Genomic DNA, 16,795 nt, shown 5'->3' with positions numbered 1-16,795 from the left:
CGGCGGCGCGCCTCAGTCCCGGCGGACCGCCAGCGCCAGGTAGCGGGCGTCCTCGTCGACGTACTGGACGAGGTCCCAGCCGGTGGCGGCCAGCAGGGGGCGCAGGTTGGGCTCCGCCCGCAGGTCGTCCGGGGTGATCGGGCGCCCCTTGCGCGCGGCCAGGGCGGCCCGCCCGATGGGATGGAAGAGCGCGAGCCGGCCCCCGGGGCGGACGACCCTGGCCAGCTCCGCCAACCCGGCCGCGGAGTCCGGCAGGTGGGAGATCAGACCGGCCGCGAACACGGCGTCCAGCGCGGCCGTGGGGAGTGGGAGCCGGGTCACGTCGGCCTGGAGCAGGGCCGCGCCAGCGCCGCGTCCGGCCCGTACGGCGGCCGCCAGCATCTCCGGCGTGAGATCGGCGCCCAGGACCGCGCCGCGGGCTCCCACGGCCGCTCTGAGGGCCGGCAGGGCGCGTCCGGTGCCGCAGCCGGCGTCCAGCACCCGCTGGCCCGCCCGCAGCCCGAGCGCGGCCACGCCGGCGGCGTAGGCGGGCCCGTCGTCGGGGAACCTGTCGTCCCAGCCGGCGGCGCGGGGGCCGAAGAACGCCCGGACCTCGTCCGGCTGGCTGGTGTGCGGACCGGTCATCGGTCTCCTTCGGGGACGGTGGGACGGCGGGAAATCGGGGCGGTGGCGGCATACAGGACACCCGCGACGAGCAGGGCGGCCACCACTCCGGCGTTCATGGCCCCCAGGGTGCCGTGCGCGGCCCGGTCCGTCAGCAGGAAGCCCACGATACGGGCGATATGGGGATCGGCGGAGGTGACCAGCCCCAGGCCGACGGCGGTGCCGGCCGCCAGCGAGAGGGCCGCGGGCCACCTGGCGGCCGGCACCGCGTCCGGCCCGGGACCGGTGCGGCGCTCGCGCCACCGCGCCACCAGGAACACCGCCGTCCACGCGGCCATGGCCACCCCGACGACGGACAGGAACGCCTGGAAGGTGGCGAAGAAACCGGGCGAGACGAACAGCACGTACCAGCCGCCGAGGGCCATCAGTGCCCCGTCCACCAGGACCGCCAGCGATCGGCGGACGGGCAGGCCCAGGGCCAGCAGCGACATCCCCGAACTGTAGATGTCCATGATCGCCCCGGAGACGAAGCCCCCGATGGCGGTGAGCAGGTACGGCACCAGGAACCACGTCGGCAGGGCCGCGGCGAGGGCGCTCACCGGGTCGGCGGCGGCCGCGGCGGCCAGTCCGGGGTCGCCGGCGTCCAGCAGCACCCCGAAGACCAGCAGCACCAGCGGGGCCAGCACCCCGCCCAGCGTCGTCCAGCCGGTGATGGCGCGGCCGCTGCTGTCCCGGGGCAGGTAACGGCTGTAGTCCGCCCCGCAGTTGACCCACCCCAGGCCCAGGAGGGTCATCGCGAAGACCACGCCCCCGATAGCGGTGCCGAGGCCGCCCGGCCGCCCCTGGAGCAGCGCGGCGGGATGGATCCGCCCGGCCATCAGCACCAGGTAGGCGGCGGTCATCACGGTGATGGCGCCGGTCAGGTACTTCTGCACCCGCATGAGCAGCGCGTGCCCGTAGAGGCCCACGACGACCACCGAGACCGCGGTCACGGCGAAGCACAGGGCCTGGGCCCCGGTGGTCGGCGTCCGCCCGCCGGGCCGGGCGAACACCGTGGGCGAGACCCGCGCCAGGATGGCGGCGCCGCCCAGGGAGGAGAGCGCGACCAGGACCGTCTCCCAGCCGACGTTGGAGACGTAACTGAACAGGGTGGGCAGCTTGTTGCCCTGCCGCCCGAAGACGGCCGGCCCGATGGCCATGGTGGGCGCCCCCGTCCGCGCCCCGGCCACCGACACCAGGCCGACCAGGACGAACGACAGCACATAGCCCACCGCCCCGGTGAGCACCGCCTGCCAGGCATTCAGGCCCAGGCCCCTCACATAGATCCCGTAGGCGATGCCCAGCAGGGACAGCCCGGAGGCGGCCCACGGCCAGAACAGGGACCGGGGCGTGCCGTGCCGCTCGGCGTCCGGTACGGGCTCGATGCCGTTGCGCTCCACGACGGCCGCGGGGGCGGGCGCCCCAGGGGGCGTGGCGGGCCGCCGCGGGGCCCACGCCTGCTGCTGCGTCATGCGCCCATGATTCCGCACGGCGGGCGGCCCTGGGGAACGCCTGTGCGGCCGCGGCACGGTGGGCCGCGGCGGCCGGGCGCCGGCCCGTGGCGCGGGAGCGGGACGGCTTTCCGGAATCCGGGGACACCGCGATCAGCGGAGGGTACGGTCCTCGCCATGGATTTCCGGACGGCACCCGGTGCCGCCCCGGCCCCATCGCTGTGCCCTGCCATCGCACCCCGCGCCGCGCGGGCCCCGCACCCTGAAGGAGACGGCCGATGACCGCCGTACAAGGGACCCCACGGGACGCCGTCCCGGCCCGTTCCGCCGACCTGGCCCTGAAGATCCTGGTAGCGGGCGGCTTCGGGGCGGGCAAGACCACGCTGGTGGGTGCGGTGAGCGAGATCCGCCCGCTGCACACCGAGGAGCGGCTCACCGAGGTGGGCGCGGCGGTCGACGACACCGGGGGAGTGGAGGGCAAGACCACCACCACGGTGGCGATGGACTTCGGCCGCATCACCATCCGGGCGGGCCTCTCCCTGTACCTCTTCGGCACCCCGGGACAGGACCGCTTCTGGTTCCTGTGGGACGACCTGTCGGAGGGCGCGCTGGGCGCGGTGGTGCTGGCCGATACCCGCCGGCTGCCGGAGTGCTTTCCGGCCGTCGACTACTTCGAGCGCCGCGCCCTGCCGTTCGTGGTGGCCGTCAACTGCTTCCCCGGCGCCCGGTCCTACGGGGCGGACGAGGTCGCCCGCGCCCTGGACCTGGACCGCGGCACCCCGGTCGTGCTGTGCGACGCCCGGGACCGCGACTCCGGCAAGGAGGTGCTGGTCCGGCTGGTCGAGCACGCCGGGCGGCGGTACTCGGCCCGGCAGCCGGCCCCGGTGGGCTGAGCGGACCGCCCGGCCCCGGATACCGGGCAGCCCGCCCGCCGCCTCAGCCGGCGATAGCGGCGACCGCGACCACCTTGTCGATCCTGACCCGCACCAGCAGTTCACCGGGGACGCCGTTGCGGGCCCCGTACTCCTCGGCGCGGTCCTCGCCCATGTACCGGGCGCCGATCCTCGTCGCCCAGTGCCGGACCGCCGCCAGGTCGTCGCTCAGCTCCGCCCGGCCGTGCACGACGGCGAACGAGAACGGCGGCCGCTCGTCGTCCACGCACAGCGCCAGCCGGCCGTCGCGGGCGAGATTGCGGCCCTTGACCGTGTCCTCGCCCGTGTTGAAGACCAGTTCGTCGCCGTCCAGGAGGAACCACACCGGGGCCAGATGCGGACTGCCGTCGGCCCGCACCGTCGCCAGTTTTCCCGTACGGGTTCCCTCGGAAAGGAACGCCTGCCACTCGTTCTTCGTCATTGTGTGTGCCATGCCGTCATCCTCGCCGCGGGCCGGAAGCGCCCGCCGGTGGCACGCCGGGGTGCGGGGCCGCTTGCCGAGACGGCGGAGGTGGGACAGGCTGGCACGGCAGCCCGCCGACGGGCTGCGGACTGCCGTCCGGCCACGCGCGCGGACGGGGATACGGGGAGGAAGCGGCATGGCACTGAGCAGCGGACTCGACTGGCTGCTGGACGACCTGACCAAGCGGGTGGAACAAGTACGGCACGCCCTGGTGCTGTCCAACGACGGGCTGGTGACCGGCGCGAGCCAGGGGCTGGAGCGGGAGGACGCCGAGCACCTGGCGGCGGTCGCCTCCGGACTGCACAGCCTGGCGAAGGGATCGGCACTCCACTTCCGGGTCGGGCGGGTGCGCCAGACCATGATCGAGTTCGACGACGGGGTGCTGTTCGTGACGGCGGCGGGGGACGGCAGCTGCCTGTGCGTGCTGGCCGGCGCCGACGCCGACATGGGCCAGATCGCGTACGAGATGACGCTGTTGGTCAATCGCGTCGGCGAGCATCTCGGCGTCGCGGCCCGCCGGCCGGAGAGTTATCCACAGGCTCACGGCGGTCGTTGACGCGCTGTCACAGCCTGCGGCTATCGTCGTAACCGTCAGTGATCGACGACGATCGAGTCGCAGGGGGAACACCATGACCGTGACAGTGCTGAGCGATGGGCAGCGGACGCTCTCGATGGGGCACGCCGCCCGCGAACTGGAGCTGCGCACCGGCGAGTTCGAGCTCGCCGTGCAGCTCGGAGAGGTGCGGACCGTCCCGGCCGGCCCCGACCGCCGGCCGGGAAGCGCCGGGCCGCCCGACCGGCGCCGGGTGCCGGCCGAGGAGGTCGCCCGGCTCCAGGCCGAACGGGGCTTCCCCGAGGCCCTGCGGGAGCGGGTGCGGACCGTCACCACCAATGAGGCGGCGGCGATGATGGGCATCGGCCCCGGCCGGGCGCTCCGGCTCACCCGGGCCGGCTGCGTGGGCCCCGTCCGCTTCTATGTGAACCGCTTCGGGGCCGTGGTCTGGCTCTATCTCGCCTCGGAAATCACCGAGTTCGCCGACCGCGAGCCGGAGCTGCTGCAAGGCGACACCCCGCCCGCGATGCGGGTGATGCTCAGCGGCGGGCAGGACTGGCGGGGCCGCCAGTGGCGCAGCCGCCGGGTTGCCCAGCTCATGGGCCAGGCCCGCGACCCGTGGGAGACGGCCGCGGTGATCGCCGCCGTCCTGCCGCCGGAGGAACGGGCCTCGGTCGCCGAGGACCCCCGGGAGCGCGCCCTGCTGCGCAGGCTCCGGCCCACCCTCGCCACCACGATCACCGCTACCCCGGCGGCCCGGGAGTCCTTCGAACGGCTCCTGGTCGCCGAGGAGTTCGACGAAGTGCTCTGGTATCGCGTCAATCTCTCCCGCGCCCTGGAGACCGCCCGCCGGGAGAACCCCGAGCGGCTCCGCCCCGCGCCCGGCGCACCGGCCGGCCACCGCGGCGGCCGGGCCCCCGAGGTGCGCAACAGCCCGTCGTGGAAGGCGGCACCGCCCGGCGGCGTCCCGGCCCGCACATAAGACCGGCGGGGCCGGCGTCCTGACCAGGGCTGGCGTCCCGGCCGCCGCCAGGCTCAGGGCCGGGGGCCCTCGGTGTCCGTGCCGTCCGAGACGGCGGCGCGGGCGATCACCGACAGGGTCAGGGTGCGGGTGTCGTCGACGACGAGCCAGCCCTTCTCCAGCAGCGACTGGAGCAGCGGCCGCACCTCCTCGCCCAGTTCGTCCGCGAGGTCGTTGTCGGTGGGCGGGGTGCCAGCCCGGAGGAGGGCGGCGAGGTGGCGGACCACCGCCTCCTCGCCCGGAGTGAGCGTGAAGTCCATGGGCTCAGCGTAGGACGGCGGACCGGCCGCCGCCCTACCGGAAGGGAGGTGCGGGCAGGGCGGCGGTGAGGTCGGTCAGGTTCGTTCGGGAGTGTCTTCGGCGTACGGCTTCTCCAGGCTGTGGCCCGGTTCGATGGGGCGCAGGAGCCCTTCCTGGACGACCGAGACCAGCAGCCGGCCCTCGCGGTCGTAGATCCGGCCGCGGGCCAGGCCGCGGCCGCCGGTGGCGATCGGCGACTCCTGGTCGTAGAGGAACCACTCATCGGCACGGAAAGGACGGTGGAACCACATCGCGTGATCGAGGGAGGCCATGTCGAAGCCGCGCGGGCCCCACAGCGGCTCGATCGGGATGCGGACGGCGTCGAGGAGGGTCATGTCGCTGGCGTACGTCAGGGCGCAGGTGTGGACGAGCGGGTCGTCGCCCAGGGGGCCGACGGCGCGCATCCACACCGCGCTGCGCGGCTCCGCGCCCTCGATCTCCTCGGGGGTCCAGCGCAGCCGGTCGACATAGCGGATGTCGAACGGCTGGCGGCGCGCCATCCGCTCCAGCGTCTCGGGGAGGCCGCCCAGGTGGGCGCGGACCTCTTCGGCGACGTTCGGCAGGTCCTCCGGTGCGGGCACGGCGCGGCGCATCGGAAGTTGGTGTTCGAAGCCGGGTTCCGGCTTGTGGAAGGAGGCGGTGAGGTTGAAGATCGTGCGGCCCTGCTGGACGGCGACGACCCGGCGGGTGGTGAAGGACCGCCCGTCGCGGACCCGCTCGACCTGGTACACGATCGGCACGCCCGGGCGGCCCGGGCGCAGGAAGTACGCGTGCAGCGAGTGGACCGGGCGGTCCCCTTCCGTGGTCCGCCCGGCGGCCACCAGCGCCTGTCCGGCGACCTGCCCGCCGAAGACCCGCTGGAGGCTCTCCTGGGGGCTGCGGCCCCGGAAGATGTTCACCTCGATCTGTTCCAGGTCCAGCAGATCGACCAGTTTCTCCGCCGGGTTCGTCATGACCGGTGGCCCTCCGTCGTCTCCTCCGGCGGCCTCGGGCGAAGCCGCCGTCTCACAACTGCCCCACATCGGTGACCCGCACCACCGCGCGGCCCTCCTCGTCGGAGGCGGCCAGATCCACCTCCGCGGAGATGCCCCAGTCGTGGTCGCCCTTCGGGTCCGCGAAGGTCTGCCGGACCTTCCACAGCCCGTGCTCCGGGTCCTCCTCGATCCGCAGCAGCTTCGGGCCGCGGGCGTCCGGCCCGGTGCCCAGGTCCTCGTACTCCTCCCAGTACGCGTCCATCGCCTCGCCCCAGGCGTCCGCGTCCCAGCCGGACTCGGCGTCCAGCTCGCCGAGCTCCTCGACCTTGTCCAGCGCCGCCAGTTCGACGCGGCGGAACATCGCGTTGCGGACCAGGACGCGGAAGGCGCGGGCGTTGGCGGTCACCGGCCGGACCTGGTCGGCCCGCTCCGCCGCCTCGTCCGCGGTCTCCTCCTCCGGGTTGGCCAGCTGCTCCCACTCGTCCAGCAGGCTGGAGTCGACCTGGCGGACCATCTCGCCCAGCCAGGCGACGATGTCCTGGAAGTCCTCGGACTTCAGGTCGTCGGGCACGGTGTGGTCCAGCGCCTTGTACGCGCTCGCGAGGTAGCGCAGGACGATGCCCTCGGTGCGCGCCAGCTCGTAGAAGGAGGTGAACTCCGAGAAGGTCATGGCGCGTTCGTACATGTCGCGGATGACCGACTTGGGGGACAGCGGGTGGTCGCCGACCCACGGGTGGCTCTTGCGGTAGAGGCCGTAGGCGTGCGACAGCAGCTCGTCCAGCGGCTTGGGGTACTCGACGTCCATGAGGCGCTCCATGCGGTCCTCGTACTCGACGCCGTCCGCCTTCATCTGGGCGACCGCCTCGCCCCGCGCCTTGTTCTGCTGGGCGGCGAGGATCTGCCGGGGGTCGTCCAGGGTGGACTCCACGACCGAGACCATGTCCAGGGCGTAGGAGGGCGACTCGGGGTCCAGGAGGTCGAAGGCGGCCAGCGCGAAGGTGGACAGCGGCTGGTTGAGCGCGAAGTCCTGCTGGAGGTCGACGGTGAGGCGGACGATCCGGCCCTCCGCGTCCGGCTCCGGGAGCCGCTCGACGATGCCGCCGTCCACCAGGGAGCGGTAGATCGCGATCGCCCGCCGGATGTGCCGCAGCTGGTTCCGGCGCGGCTCGTGGTTGTCCTCCAGCAGCCGCCGCATCGCGTCGAAGGCGTTGCCGGGCCGGGCGATGACCGACAGCAGCATCGCGTGCGTCACTCGGAAGCGGGAGGTCAGCGGCTCGGGATCGGAGGCGATGAGCTTCTCGAAGGTGTTCTCGTTCCAGCTGACGAAGCCCTCCGGGGCCTTCTTGCGGACGACCTTGCGGCGCTTCTTCGGGTCGTCGCCGGCCTTCGCCAGCGCCTTCTCGTTCTCGATGACGTGCTCGGGGGCCTGGGCGACCACGAAACCCGCGGTGTCGAAGCCGGCCCGCCCGGCGCGCCCGGCGATCTGGTGGAACTCCCGCGCCCGCAGGGTCCGCACTCGGCTCCCGTCGTACTTGGTCAGCGCGGTGAACAGCACCGTGCGGATCGGGACGTTGACGCCGACGCCGAGGGTGTCGGTGCCGCAGATCACCTTCAGCAGGCCGGCCTGGGCGAGCTTCTCCACCAGGCGGCGGTACTTCGGCAGCATGCCGGCGTGGTGCACGCCGATGCCGTGCCGCACGTACCGGGAGAGGTTCCGCCCGAAGGTGGTGGTGAAGCGGAAGTTCCCGATCAGCTTGGCGATCTCGTCCTTCTCGGCGCGGGTGCACATGTTGATGCTCATCAGCGCCTGCGCCCGCTCCACGGCGGCGGCCTGGGTGAAGTGCACGATGTAGACCGGCGACTGGCGGGTCTCCAGCAGCTCGGTCAGCGTCTCCGTCATCGGTGTGGTGCGGTATTCGTACGACAGCGGCACCGGCCGGGTCGCGGAGCGGACCACGGCTGTGGGGCGGCCGGTGCGCCGGGTGAGGTCCTCCTCGAAGCGGGAGACGTCCCCGAGCGTCGCCGACATCAGGACGAACTGGGCCTGCGGCAGCTCCAGCAGCGGAATCTGCCAGGCCCAGCCCCGGTCCGCCTCGGCGTAGAAGTGGAACTCGTCCATCACGACCTGGCCGATGTCGGCGTACTTGCCGTCACGCAGCGCTATCGAGGCGAGCACCTCGGCCGTACAGCAGATCACCGGCGCGTCGGAGTTGACCGAGGCGTCGCCGGTGAGCATCCCGACGTTCTCGGTGCCGAACAGCTTGCACAGGTCGAAGAACTTCTCCGAGACCAGCGCCTTGATCGGCGCGGTGTAGAAGGTGACCTGGTCCTTGGCGAGCGCGGTGAAGTGCGCACCGGCCGCCACCAGGCTCTTTCCGGAGCCGGTGGGGGTGGAGAGGATGACGTTCGCGCCCGAGACCACTTCGATCAGCGCCTCCTCCTGGGCAGGGTAGAGCGAGAGGCCCTGCTGTTCGGCCCAGCCCGAAAAGGCTTCGAAGAGGGCGTCGGGGTCGGCGTCGTTCGGCAGATGATCGATGAGGGTCACGCCCCCATACTGCCTGCCTTCGGCCCGGATCCGGGAACCGGTGCGCCGGACGAAGATCGACAAGAGGCCGATCGCGGCGGGACGGTCCAGGTCAGCGGCCCCGTCCGGCGGGCGTCCGCACCCGGCGCGCACGGGTGTGCGCGGACGGTGCGCACCCCGCGCTCCGCCCCGGTGGCCGCGCGCCACCCGCTCCCCGTCCGGAGATCATCTGACGCTACGCTGAGTCGCCGACCGGGCGTCAGAAGCGCAGAGCAAGGGGTGGGGAACGACCATGATGGGACCGGCGCATTCGCTGTCCGGAGCCGCGGCGTGGCTGGGGGTGGGGGCGGCGGCCGCCGGGGCCGGCTATCCGATGCCCTGGCCGGTGCTGGTCAGCGGCGCGCTGATCTGCGCCGGGGCCGCGCTGGCGCCGGACCTCGACCACAAGGCCGCCACCATCTCGCGCGCCTTCGGGCCGCTGTCGCGCGGGCTGTGCGAGGTGGTCGACACGCTCTCGCACGCCGTCTACAAGGCGACGAAGATGCGCGGCGACTCGCACCGGGCGGGCGGCCACCGGACGCTGACCCACACCTGGCTGTGGGCGGTGCTGGTCGGCGGCGGGATGTCGCTGCTGGCCATGGTGGGCGGCCGCTGGGCGGTGCTCGGGATCCTCTTCGTCCACATGGTGCTGGCCATCGAGGGCCTGCTGTGGCGGGCGGCGCGGGTCTCCAGCGATGTGCTGGTGTGGCTGCTCGGCGCCGCGGCGGCGTGGATCCTGGCGCAGGTGATGGACCAGCCGGGCCAGGGCGCGAGCTGGCTGTTCACCGGCCCTGGGCAGGAGTACCTCTGGCTGGGGCTGCCGATCATGCTGGGCGCGCTGGTGCACGACATCGGCGACGCCCTGACGGTCTCCGGCTGCCCGATCCTGTGGCCCATCCCGATAGGCCGCAAGCGCTGGTACCCGCTGGGCACGCCGAAGCCGATGCGCTTCCGGGCCGGCAGCTGGGTGGAGCTGAAGGTGCTGATGCCGGCGTTCATGCTGCTGGGCGGCGTCGGGGCGCTGGGGGCGCTGGGCTACCTCTGAGCCGTTCCGGGGCGGCGGACCGGGGCGGTGCGTCCGGGTGGCCCGTGCCGGCGGCCGGGTCGGTGACGTGCGGCGGTGGCGCTCCCCGAACGGTGCGGGACACCACCGTGCGGGCCGGCCCCCCGGCCCTGCCCGGCCCGGCAGCGGTGGGCAGCCGTACCGCGATGCCCGGCCGGGCGGCGGTGCGCCCTGGCTCAGCCGTGCCAGGAGCGCCAGAGGGCCGCGTAGGCGCCGTCGGTCTCGACCAACTCGCGGTGGCTGCCCAGTTCGCTGATCCGGCCGTCCTCGACGACGGCGATGACATCGGCGTCGTGCGCGGTGTGCAGGCGGTGGGCGATGGCGATGACCGTCCGGCCGTCCAGCACGGCGCCCAGCGACCGCTCCACGTGCCGGGCGGCGCGCGGATCGAGGAGCGAGGTCGCCTCGTCCAGCACCACGGTGTGCGGATCGGCCAGGACCAGCCGGGCCAGCGCGATCTGCTGGGCCTGCGCCGGGCTCAGGGCGGTGCCGCCGGAGCCGACCTCGGTGTCCAGGCCGTCGGGCAGGGCACGCGCCCAGGCGTCGGCGTCCACCGCGCCCAGCGCCGCCCACAGCGCCGCGTCCGCCGCGTCGGTGCGGGCCAGCAGCAGGTTGTCCCGCAGCGTGCCGACGAAGACATGGTGCTCCTGGTTGACCAGCGCGACGTGCTCCCGGACGCGCTCGGCGGGCATCGCGGACAGCTCCGCGCCGCCCAGCGACACCGAGCCGGCGCGCGGCCCGTAGACGCCCGCCAGCAGCCGGCCCAAGGTGGACTTCCCGGCGCCGGACGGGCCGACCAGCGCCACCCGGCTGCCCGGGCGGACGCTCAGCGACACCTCGCGCAGCACGTCCACACCGGCGCGGTAGCCGAAGCTGACCTCCGCCGCGCGGACGTCCCGGCCGTCCGGGACGACCGACGGATCGCCCTCCTCCGGCGCGATCTCGCGGATGCCGACCAGCCGGGCGAGCGAGACCTGGGCCACCTGGAGCTCGTCGTACCACCGCAGGACGAGGTTGACGGGCTCGGTCAGCAGCTGGGCGAGCAGCACCCCGGTCGTCAACTGCCCCGGCGTGAGCCAGCCGTTCAGTACGAAGGCCCCGCCGAGCAGCACCACCGTGCACAGGATCAGCCGGTGGCTGACGTTGATGACCGGGAAGAGGACCGAGCGCAGGAAGAGGGTGTAGCGCTCCCATTGGGTCCATTCCCGGATGCGGCGCTCGGAGAGGGCGGTCCGGCGGGCGCCGGTGCGGTGCGCCTCGATGGTGCGGCCGGCGTCCACGGACTCGGCGAGGACGGCGGAGACCGCGGCGTAACCGGCCGCCTCGGAGCGGTAGGCGGCGGGGGCCCGCCGGAAGTACCACCGGCAGCCCAGCAGCAGCACCGGCAGCGCGACGACCACCGACAGGGCGAGCGGCGGCGCGGTGACGGCGAGCCCGCCGAGCAGCAGCACGCCCCACACCACCCCGATCGCCAGCTCCGGGACGGCCTCCCGCATCGCCTCGGCGAGCCGGTCGATGTCGGTGGTGATCCGGGACAGCAGATCGCCGGTGCCGGCCCGCTCCAGGACACCCGGCGGCAGCGCCACCGCGCGGACGAGGAAGTCCTCGCGCAGGTCCGCCAGCATCTCCTCGCCGAGCATCGCCCCGCGCAGCCGCACCATGCGGACGAAGACCGTCTGGACGGCCAGCGCCAGCGCGAACAGCGCGAGGGTGCGTCCCAGCTGGATGTCCCGGGCGCGGCCCGCCGCCAGATCCTCGACCAGGCCGCCGAGGAGATACGGCCCGGCCATCGAGGCGATGACCGCGGCGGCGTTGACGGTGACCAGGACGGTGAAGTCCCGGCGGTGGCGGCGGATCAGCTCGACGGCGTACGAGCGCACCGTCGCCGGGGTGCCGACCGGCAGGATGGCCGCGGTGCGCGGGGCGGCGGGGTCGTGGTCCGGAGGGGACAGGCCGATCATGCGGTCTCCTTGGCGGTGCGGCCGGTGCCGGCCACGGGCGTGCCGGGGGCGGGGTCCGGCCGGCGGGTGACGACGGCGCGGTATTCGGGGTGGGTGCGCAGGAGTTCGCGGTGCGGGGCCGCGCCGGCGACCTTGCCCTCCTGGAGGAACACCACCTCGTCGGCGCGGTCCAGAAGGAGCGGACTGGAGGTGAGGACCACCGTGGTGCGGCCGGAGCGGAGCGTCCGCAGGCCGTCGGCGATCCGGGCCTCGGTGTGCGCGTCGACGGCGCTGGTCGGCTCGTCCAGGACAAGTACGCCCGGGTCGGTGACCAGCGACCGGGCCAGGGCCAGCCGCTGGCGCTGGCCGCCGGAGAGGGACCGGCCGCGTTCGGTGAGGTGGGCGCGCATCGGGTCGCCGGAGTCGTCGGCGGACGCGCGGGCCAGTGCGGCCAGGACGTCGCCGCACTGGGCGGCGGCCAGGGCCTCGGCGGGGGACACCCGGCCGGAGGCCGGCACGTCGAGGAGTCCGCCGACGGTCCCGGAGAGCAGCACCGGGTCCTTGTCCTGGACGAGGACGGCCGTCCGGGCCGTCTCGCGCGGGAGGTCGTCCAGCGGGGTGCCGCCGAGTTCGGCGGAGAGCGGACGGCCGGGCTCCGGGCCGTCCGGAGAACCGTCCTGGCCGGTATCCGGGGGATGGCCGCCGAGGCGTTCGGCGAGGCGGCCGGCCGCGTCCGGGTCGCCGCAGACCACGGCCGTCAGCCGGCCGGCCCGCGCGGTCAGCCCGCTGACCGGGTCGTGCAGGTCGCCGGACGGCGGTTCCGCCGGCGTCAGCCGGCCGCCTTCCGGGCGGGTGAGCGCCAGCAGCCGGGCCGTGCGCGCCGCCGAGGGCCGGGCGAAGGACCACGCCATGGTGATCTCCTCCACCTGACGGAGCGGGTACAGCAGGAAGGCCACCGCGCCGTAGATGGTGACGAGTTCGCCGACGGTGATCCGGCCGTCGGCGGTGAGCCGGACGCCGTACCAGACCACCGCGATCAGCAGGAGGCCGGGCAGGGCGACCTGGACGCCGGAGATCAGCGACCACATGCGGGCGCTGCGGACCGCGGCCCGGCGGACCTCCTGGGAGGCGCTGCGGTAGCGGCCGAGGAAGAGTTCCTCGCCGCCGATGCCGCGCAGGACCCGGAGGCCGGCGACGGTGTCGGAGGCGAGTTCGGTGGCCAGCCCGGCCTTTTCGCGCTGCTCGTCGGCGCGGCGGGTGGCGGCGGGCAGCAGCGGGAGGACGGCCAGCGCCAGCACGGGCAGGCCGAGGACGACCACCAGGCCCAGCCGCGGCTCGTAGCCGACGATTCCGAGGCAGACGGCGCCCGCCGCGACCAGGGCGGCACCGGACCGGGACAGGGTCTCGACGAACCATCCGATCCGCTCCAGGTCGCCGGTGCTGACGGCGACCACTTCGCCGGCGGCCACCCGGCGGGTCAGCGCCCCGCCCAGTTCCGCCGCTTTGCGGGCCAGGAGCTGCTGCATCCGGGCCACCGTGACGATCCAGTTGGTGACGGAGGCGCGGTGCAGCATGACGTCCCCGAGCGCGACCAGCGCGCCGAGCAGGGCGAGCAGCCCGGCGGCCAGGGCCAGCCGGGACGGGCGGCCGTCCACCGCGGCCTGCACGGCGAGGCCCACCGGCAGCGGGAACGCGGCCGTCGCGCCCGTGTGCAGCAGCCCCCAGCCCAGGGCCGCGGCCTGTCCGCCGCTCTGCTGCCGGCACAGCCACACGAGGAATCTGCCGCCTGTGCGGACGTCCGGGACGCCGGGGTCGGGATGGGGAAGATCGCGAATGCGCATGATGTCCAGGGGAGTTGTCGCGGCGGGTGGGGGACGGGCCGGGCGCGCCCGGCGGGAGGGCGGTCGTCGTCGGTGGCGGGCCGTCAGGGCAGGCCGGGGCGGCCCCGCGCCCGCCGGAGGCAGGTCCGGGCGCGGACGGGGGCACTGGGAAGGTTCGCGCGCCGGGCGGCCCGGCTTCAAACGGTTTTTCCGCAGAAGGCCGGTAAGGGGGAAGAGTGCGGCGGGTGTGCGGGAGGGGGCGAGCGTGGGAGCGGCCGGGGAGCGGCGAGGGGAGGGTCGGGGCGAACTTGGCGCGGGGCGCGGCGTGTTGGGCAGTCGGGTGACCTGTGCGCGGCTGCCCGTACGAGGGGGGCTCGTACGTTGGGTGCTCGTACGCGGCCGCACGTACGCGCCCGGGCGGGGCGGCGGTACGGCGGGCCGGCGGACGCGCCCGGGCCATCCGGGCCTGAACCGCTGTCAGTGGCCGGTGGCAGCATGGAGGCATGCGGAAGGCGGGTGGAGGTACGCGGGCGGAGGGCGGTTCGAAGGTGGTGCGGACAGCAGTGGTACGGACAGCGGTGGTACGGGCGGTGGCGGTGTGGGCGGCGGCCGTACGGGTGGTGGCGGTGGCTGTCGCGGCGGTGACGGCGGCGTTGCTGGTCGCCGGTTGCGGTGCCGGTGGGCCGGGCGGCGGCAAGGACGGGAAGAGCGGCCAGGAGGGCAAGCAGTCCGCCGCCGGGGACCGCGGGGCAGGGGCCGCGGAGCGTCCGGGCGATGCGGCCGGTGCTCGTCGCGGGGAGCTCCCGGGTGTCGGTCCGGCTCTGCGGTCGCGGATACCGGCCGCCGCCCGCCAGGCCGTTGTGGTGCGGGGCGCCGGCGCGGACTCCCCGGATGCCACGGTGACGCTGTACGACAAGGGCGCCAACGGCTGGCAGACGCAAGGTAGTTGGCCGGCGCACAACGGGCGGCGCGGGTGGACCGCCGACCACCACGAGGGTGATCAGCGCAGCCCGGTCGGGGTGTTCGCGCTGACCGACGCGGGCGGGGTGCTCCCCGATCCCGGGACCCGCCTCCCGTACACCCACTCCGCGGCCTTCACCCCGCCCTCGTACTGGTCGCGGAACACCCGCCACGACTTCGACTACGTGGTGGCGATCGACTACAACCGGGTCCCGGGGACGTCCCCGCTGGACCCGACGCGGCCGCTGGGGCAGGCCAAGGGCGGCGGGGTGTGGCTGCATCTGGACCACGGCAGCGGGACGTCGGCCTGTGTGAGCGTGGCCAAGCCCGCGATGGCGGCGCTGCTGCGGGCGCTCGACCCGGCACGGCACCCGGTCGTGGTGATGGGGGACAGGGGGCGCCTGGCCGGCTGACCCCGGCATTGGATCAAGCTCCAAGATTTGTACGGAAGTTGTACCGGACCCTTTCGGGCGGAAACACCGACCGGCCATAGTGACGGACCGCGGAAGTCCAATTCCGTATGCCAAAAGCCGTCCATGGAGGAGTGCCCGTGCCGCACGCCACCGGAAATCCCGTCCGCCGCGCCGGGCGCCTGCTGCGCACCAGCCTGTTCGCCCAGGTCCTGCTCGCCTTGCTGCTCGGTGTCCTGGTCGGCCGCCTCTGGCCGCAGGCGGGCACCTCGCTCCAGCCGCTGGGCGACGGCTTCGTCCGGCTCATCAAGGCGGTGATCTCGCCGCTCGTCTTCTGCGTCGTCGTCGCCGGGATCACCAAGGCGGGCGACCTGAAGTCGTTCGGCCGGATCGGCGTCAAGGCGCTGATCTGGTTCGAGGTGGCGACCAGTGTCGCGCTGGTGGTGGGCCTGCTGGCGGGCAATGTCTTCGCGCCCGGCGCCGGGATGCACGTCGATCCGGCCTCGCTCGACAAGAGCGCCGTGGACGCCAAGACCGGCGGCGGAAAGCTGCCCTCCGCCGCCCAGTTCGTCCTGGAGGCGCTGCCCAACAGCGCGGTCGGCGCCTTCGCCGAGAACGCGCTGCTGCAAGTCCTCGTCCTGGCCTGCCTGGTGGGCGCGGCGCTGCTGCACCTCGGGCAGCGGCGGGTCCCGCAGCTGCTGCCGCTGATCGAGCAGGCCCAGGACGTGGTCTTCACCATCGTCGGCTACCTCATGAGGCTCGCCCCGCTCGCGGTCTTCGGGGCCACCGCGCATCTCGTCGGCCAGTACGGGCTGGGCGCGATGGCCACGTACGGCAAGCTGATCCTGGTCTGCTACGGGGTCGCGCTGGCGTTCCTGGTGCTGCTGGGGCTGGCGTTGAAGGCGGTGACGGGGCTCAGCCTGTGGAAGTTCGTCCGCTACACCCGCGAGGAGCTGCTGCTGGCGCTGGGCACCGGCTCCAGCGAGACGGTGATGCCGCGGATGATGCAGAAGCTGCGGGCGGCCGGCTGCCGGGACGACGCGGTGGGCCTGGTGCTGCCCACCGGCTACTCCTTCAACCTCGACGGCGCCTCCATCTACCTGTCGATCGGCACGCTCTTCATCGCCCAGGCCATCGGCGTGCACCTCTCGCCCGGCCAGCAGATCACCGTCGTCCTGGTGCTGATGCTGACCAGCAAGGGCATGGCGGGCGTGCCCGGTTCGGCGTTCCTGGCGCTGTCCGCGACCGCCTCCGCGCTGGGCGTCATCCCGGCCGCCGCGGTGGCCCTGCTGCTCGGCGTCGACCGGATCATGGACTCCATGCGGGTGGCCACCAATCTGCTCGGCAACTGCGTCGCGGTCTTCGCGGTGTCCCGCTGGGAGGGCGCGCTGGACCGGGTGACGGCGAAGAAGGTGCTGGCCGGCGAGGTCCCAGCTGCCCCCGCGCCGCAGTCGGACGCCGGTCCCGCGGCGCGGCCGGACGCCGCCCCCGCCGGCCGCGAGGAGGAGCCCGACGGCACCCCCGTCGCGCCCGGCGAGAAGTGACACCCCGGCGGAGCTGACGCCCGCTAACGGGCATGCGCCCCGGGCCCCGGTGGCGGACGGCCGGCCACCGGGCCCGGGGCACGCGCCGCCGGCGCCCAGGGGAGCGCTTCCTCAACAAGCGCCTCGGGGCCGCCCACCGGCCCCACCCCCGCCTACCCC

Annotated in this window: 14 protein-coding genes; 6 read left to right on the top strand and 8 right to left on the bottom strand. The window is 74.2% G+C overall.

The genetic code is table 11. From position 1 onward, the window contains the following. Window positions 1-12: 12 nt before the first annotated feature. Window positions 13-624, bottom strand: coding sequence for a class I SAM-dependent methyltransferase (locus tag ADL22_RS28540; RefSeq protein ID WP_066986040.1), 612 nt, complete (start codon window positions 622-624; stop codon window positions 13-15). Further along, on the bottom strand, window positions 621-2,114 hold the full coding sequence (locus ADL22_RS28535; RefSeq protein WP_066986037.1) for a purine-cytosine permease family protein: 1,494 nt from the start codon (window positions 2,112-2,114) through the stop codon (window positions 621-623). The genes ADL22_RS28540 and ADL22_RS28535 overlap by 4 nt, the downstream gene beginning before the upstream one ends. 257 nt (window positions 2,115-2,371) lie before the next feature. Between ADL22_RS28535 and ADL22_RS28530 the strand changes: the two genes are divergently transcribed. Beyond that, window positions 2,372-2,986, top strand: a complete 615-nt coding sequence (locus ADL22_RS28530; RefSeq protein WP_066986034.1) for a GTP-binding protein — start codon at window positions 2,372-2,374, stop codon at window positions 2,984-2,986. 43 nt (window positions 2,987-3,029) lie between these two features. Here the strand turns inward: ADL22_RS28530 and ADL22_RS28525 are convergent, their stop codons facing one another. After that, window positions 3,030-3,458 carry a PPOX class F420-dependent oxidoreductase gene (locus tag ADL22_RS28525; protein ID WP_066986032.1) on the bottom strand — a complete coding sequence of 143 codons (429 nt, stop codon included), beginning with the start codon at window positions 3,456-3,458 and terminating at the stop codon, window positions 3,030-3,032. Window positions 3,459-3,624: 166 nt separating this feature from the next. On the opposite strand from ADL22_RS28525, the gene ADL22_RS28520 reads away from it, so the two are divergent. Beyond that, on the top strand, window positions 3,625-4,044 hold the full coding sequence (locus tag ADL22_RS28520; RefSeq protein ID WP_066986029.1) for a roadblock/LC7 domain-containing protein: 420 nt from the start codon (window positions 3,625-3,627) through the stop codon (window positions 4,042-4,044). A gap of 73 nt (window positions 4,045-4,117) precedes the next feature. Continuing rightward, complete coding sequence (locus ADL22_RS28515; protein ID WP_234430888.1) at window positions 4,118-5,023, top strand: DUF6397 family protein; 906 nt, start codon at window positions 4,118-4,120, stop codon at window positions 5,021-5,023. 53 nt (window positions 5,024-5,076) lie between these two features. Here ADL22_RS28515 and ADL22_RS28510 read toward each other — a convergent pair whose 3' ends face one another. From ADL22_RS28510 to ADL22_RS28500, 3 genes are all read right to left on the bottom strand, one after another. Further along, window positions 5,077-5,322: a hypothetical protein gene (locus tag ADL22_RS28510; RefSeq protein ID WP_066986026.1), complete on the bottom strand. Its 246-nt coding sequence runs from the start codon at window positions 5,320-5,322 to the stop codon at window positions 5,077-5,079. A gap of 75 nt (window positions 5,323-5,397) precedes the next feature. Then, the gene (locus ADL22_RS28505; protein ID WP_066986023.1) at window positions 5,398-6,315 is read right to left on the bottom strand and encodes an acyl-CoA thioesterase; all 918 of its coding nucleotides are present in this window, start codon (window positions 6,313-6,315) and stop codon (window positions 5,398-5,400) included. Window positions 6,316-6,367: 52 nt separating this feature from the next. Further along, entirely contained in the window at window positions 6,368-8,881 is a 2,514-nt protein-coding gene (locus tag ADL22_RS28500) for a DEAD/DEAH box helicase (RefSeq protein WP_066986089.1), read from the bottom strand. A 271-nt stretch (window positions 8,882-9,152) separates the two neighbouring features. Here ADL22_RS28500 and ADL22_RS28495 point away from each other — a divergent pair, with 271 nt between their 5' ends. Further along, window positions 9,153-9,944, top strand: a complete 792-nt coding sequence (locus tag ADL22_RS28495; RefSeq protein WP_066986020.1) for a metal-dependent hydrolase — start codon at window positions 9,153-9,155, stop codon at window positions 9,942-9,944. Between the two features lie 194 nt (window positions 9,945-10,138). Here the strand turns inward: ADL22_RS28495 and ADL22_RS28490 are convergent, their stop codons facing one another. Together ADL22_RS28490 and ADL22_RS28485 are read right to left on the bottom strand one after the other, a co-directional pair. After that, entirely contained in the window at window positions 10,139-11,923 is a 1,785-nt protein-coding gene (locus ADL22_RS28490) for an ABC transporter ATP-binding protein (protein ID WP_066986017.1), read from the bottom strand. Further along, on the bottom strand, window positions 11,920-13,743 hold the full coding sequence (locus ADL22_RS28485) for an ABC transporter transmembrane domain-containing protein (RefSeq protein ID WP_066986014.1): 1,824 nt from the start codon (window positions 13,741-13,743) through the stop codon (window positions 11,920-11,922). The genes ADL22_RS28490 and ADL22_RS28485 overlap by 4 nt, the downstream gene beginning before the upstream one ends. Window positions 13,744-14,225: 482 nt before the next feature. On the opposite strand from ADL22_RS28485, the gene ADL22_RS28480 reads away from it, so the two are divergent. Further along, window positions 14,226-15,095, top strand: a complete 870-nt coding sequence (locus ADL22_RS28480; protein ID WP_234430887.1) for a hypothetical protein — start codon at window positions 14,226-14,228, stop codon at window positions 15,093-15,095. 137 nt (window positions 15,096-15,232) lie between these two features. Beyond that, a complete protein-coding gene (locus ADL22_RS28475) occupies window positions 15,233-16,636 on the top strand; it encodes a cation:dicarboxylate symporter family transporter (protein WP_066986011.1) in 1,404 nt (467 codons plus the stop codon). Window positions 16,637-16,795 lie beyond the last annotated feature (159 nt).

The sequence above is a fragment of the Streptomyces sp. NRRL F-4489 genome (genome assembly GCF_001509485.1).
Taxonomy (GTDB): Bacteria; Actinomycetota; Actinomycetes; order Streptomycetales; family Streptomycetaceae; genus Streptomyces.
The sequence above is the reverse complement of the archived record's forward strand: the minus strand, read 5'-3'. Positions and strand labels throughout refer to the sequence as shown.

Coding starts and splice junctions, on each gene's coding strand:
- ADL22_RS28525 (WP_066986032.1), bottom strand. CDS start 3,458: ATGGCACACACAATGACGAAGAACGAGTGGCAGGCGTTCCTTTCCGAG.
- ADL22_RS28510 (WP_066986026.1), bottom strand. CDS start 5,322: ATGGACTTCACGCTCACTCCGGGCGAGGAGGCGGTGGTCCGCCACCTC.
- ADL22_RS28480 (WP_234430887.1), top strand. CDS start 14,226: ATGCGGAAGGCGGGTGGAGGTACGCGGGCGGAGGGCGGTTCGAAGGTG.
- ADL22_RS28490 (WP_066986017.1), bottom strand. CDS start 11,923: ATGATCGGCCTGTCCCCTCCGGACCACGACCCCGCCGCCCCGCGCACC.
- ADL22_RS28530 (WP_066986034.1), top strand. CDS start 2,372: ATGACCGCCGTACAAGGGACCCCACGGGACGCCGTCCCGGCCCGTTCC.
- ADL22_RS28485 (WP_066986014.1), bottom strand. CDS start 13,743: ATGCGCATTCGCGATCTTCCCCATCCCGACCCCGGCGTCCCGGACGTC.
- ADL22_RS28515 (WP_234430888.1), top strand. CDS start 4,118: ATGACCGTGACAGTGCTGAGCGATGGGCAGCGGACGCTCTCGATGGGG.
- ADL22_RS28520 (WP_066986029.1), top strand. CDS start 3,625: ATGGCACTGAGCAGCGGACTCGACTGGCTGCTGGACGACCTGACCAAG.
- ADL22_RS28540 (WP_066986040.1), bottom strand. CDS start 624: ATGACCGGTCCGCACACCAGCCAGCCGGACGAGGTCCGGGCGTTCTTC.
- ADL22_RS28495 (WP_066986020.1), top strand. CDS start 9,153: ATGATGGGACCGGCGCATTCGCTGTCCGGAGCCGCGGCGTGGCTGGGG.
- ADL22_RS28535 (WP_066986037.1), bottom strand. CDS start 2,114: ATGACGCAGCAGCAGGCGTGGGCCCCGCGGCGGCCCGCCACGCCCCCT.
- ADL22_RS28505 (WP_066986023.1), bottom strand. CDS start 6,315: ATGACGAACCCGGCGGAGAAACTGGTCGATCTGCTGGACCTGGAACAG.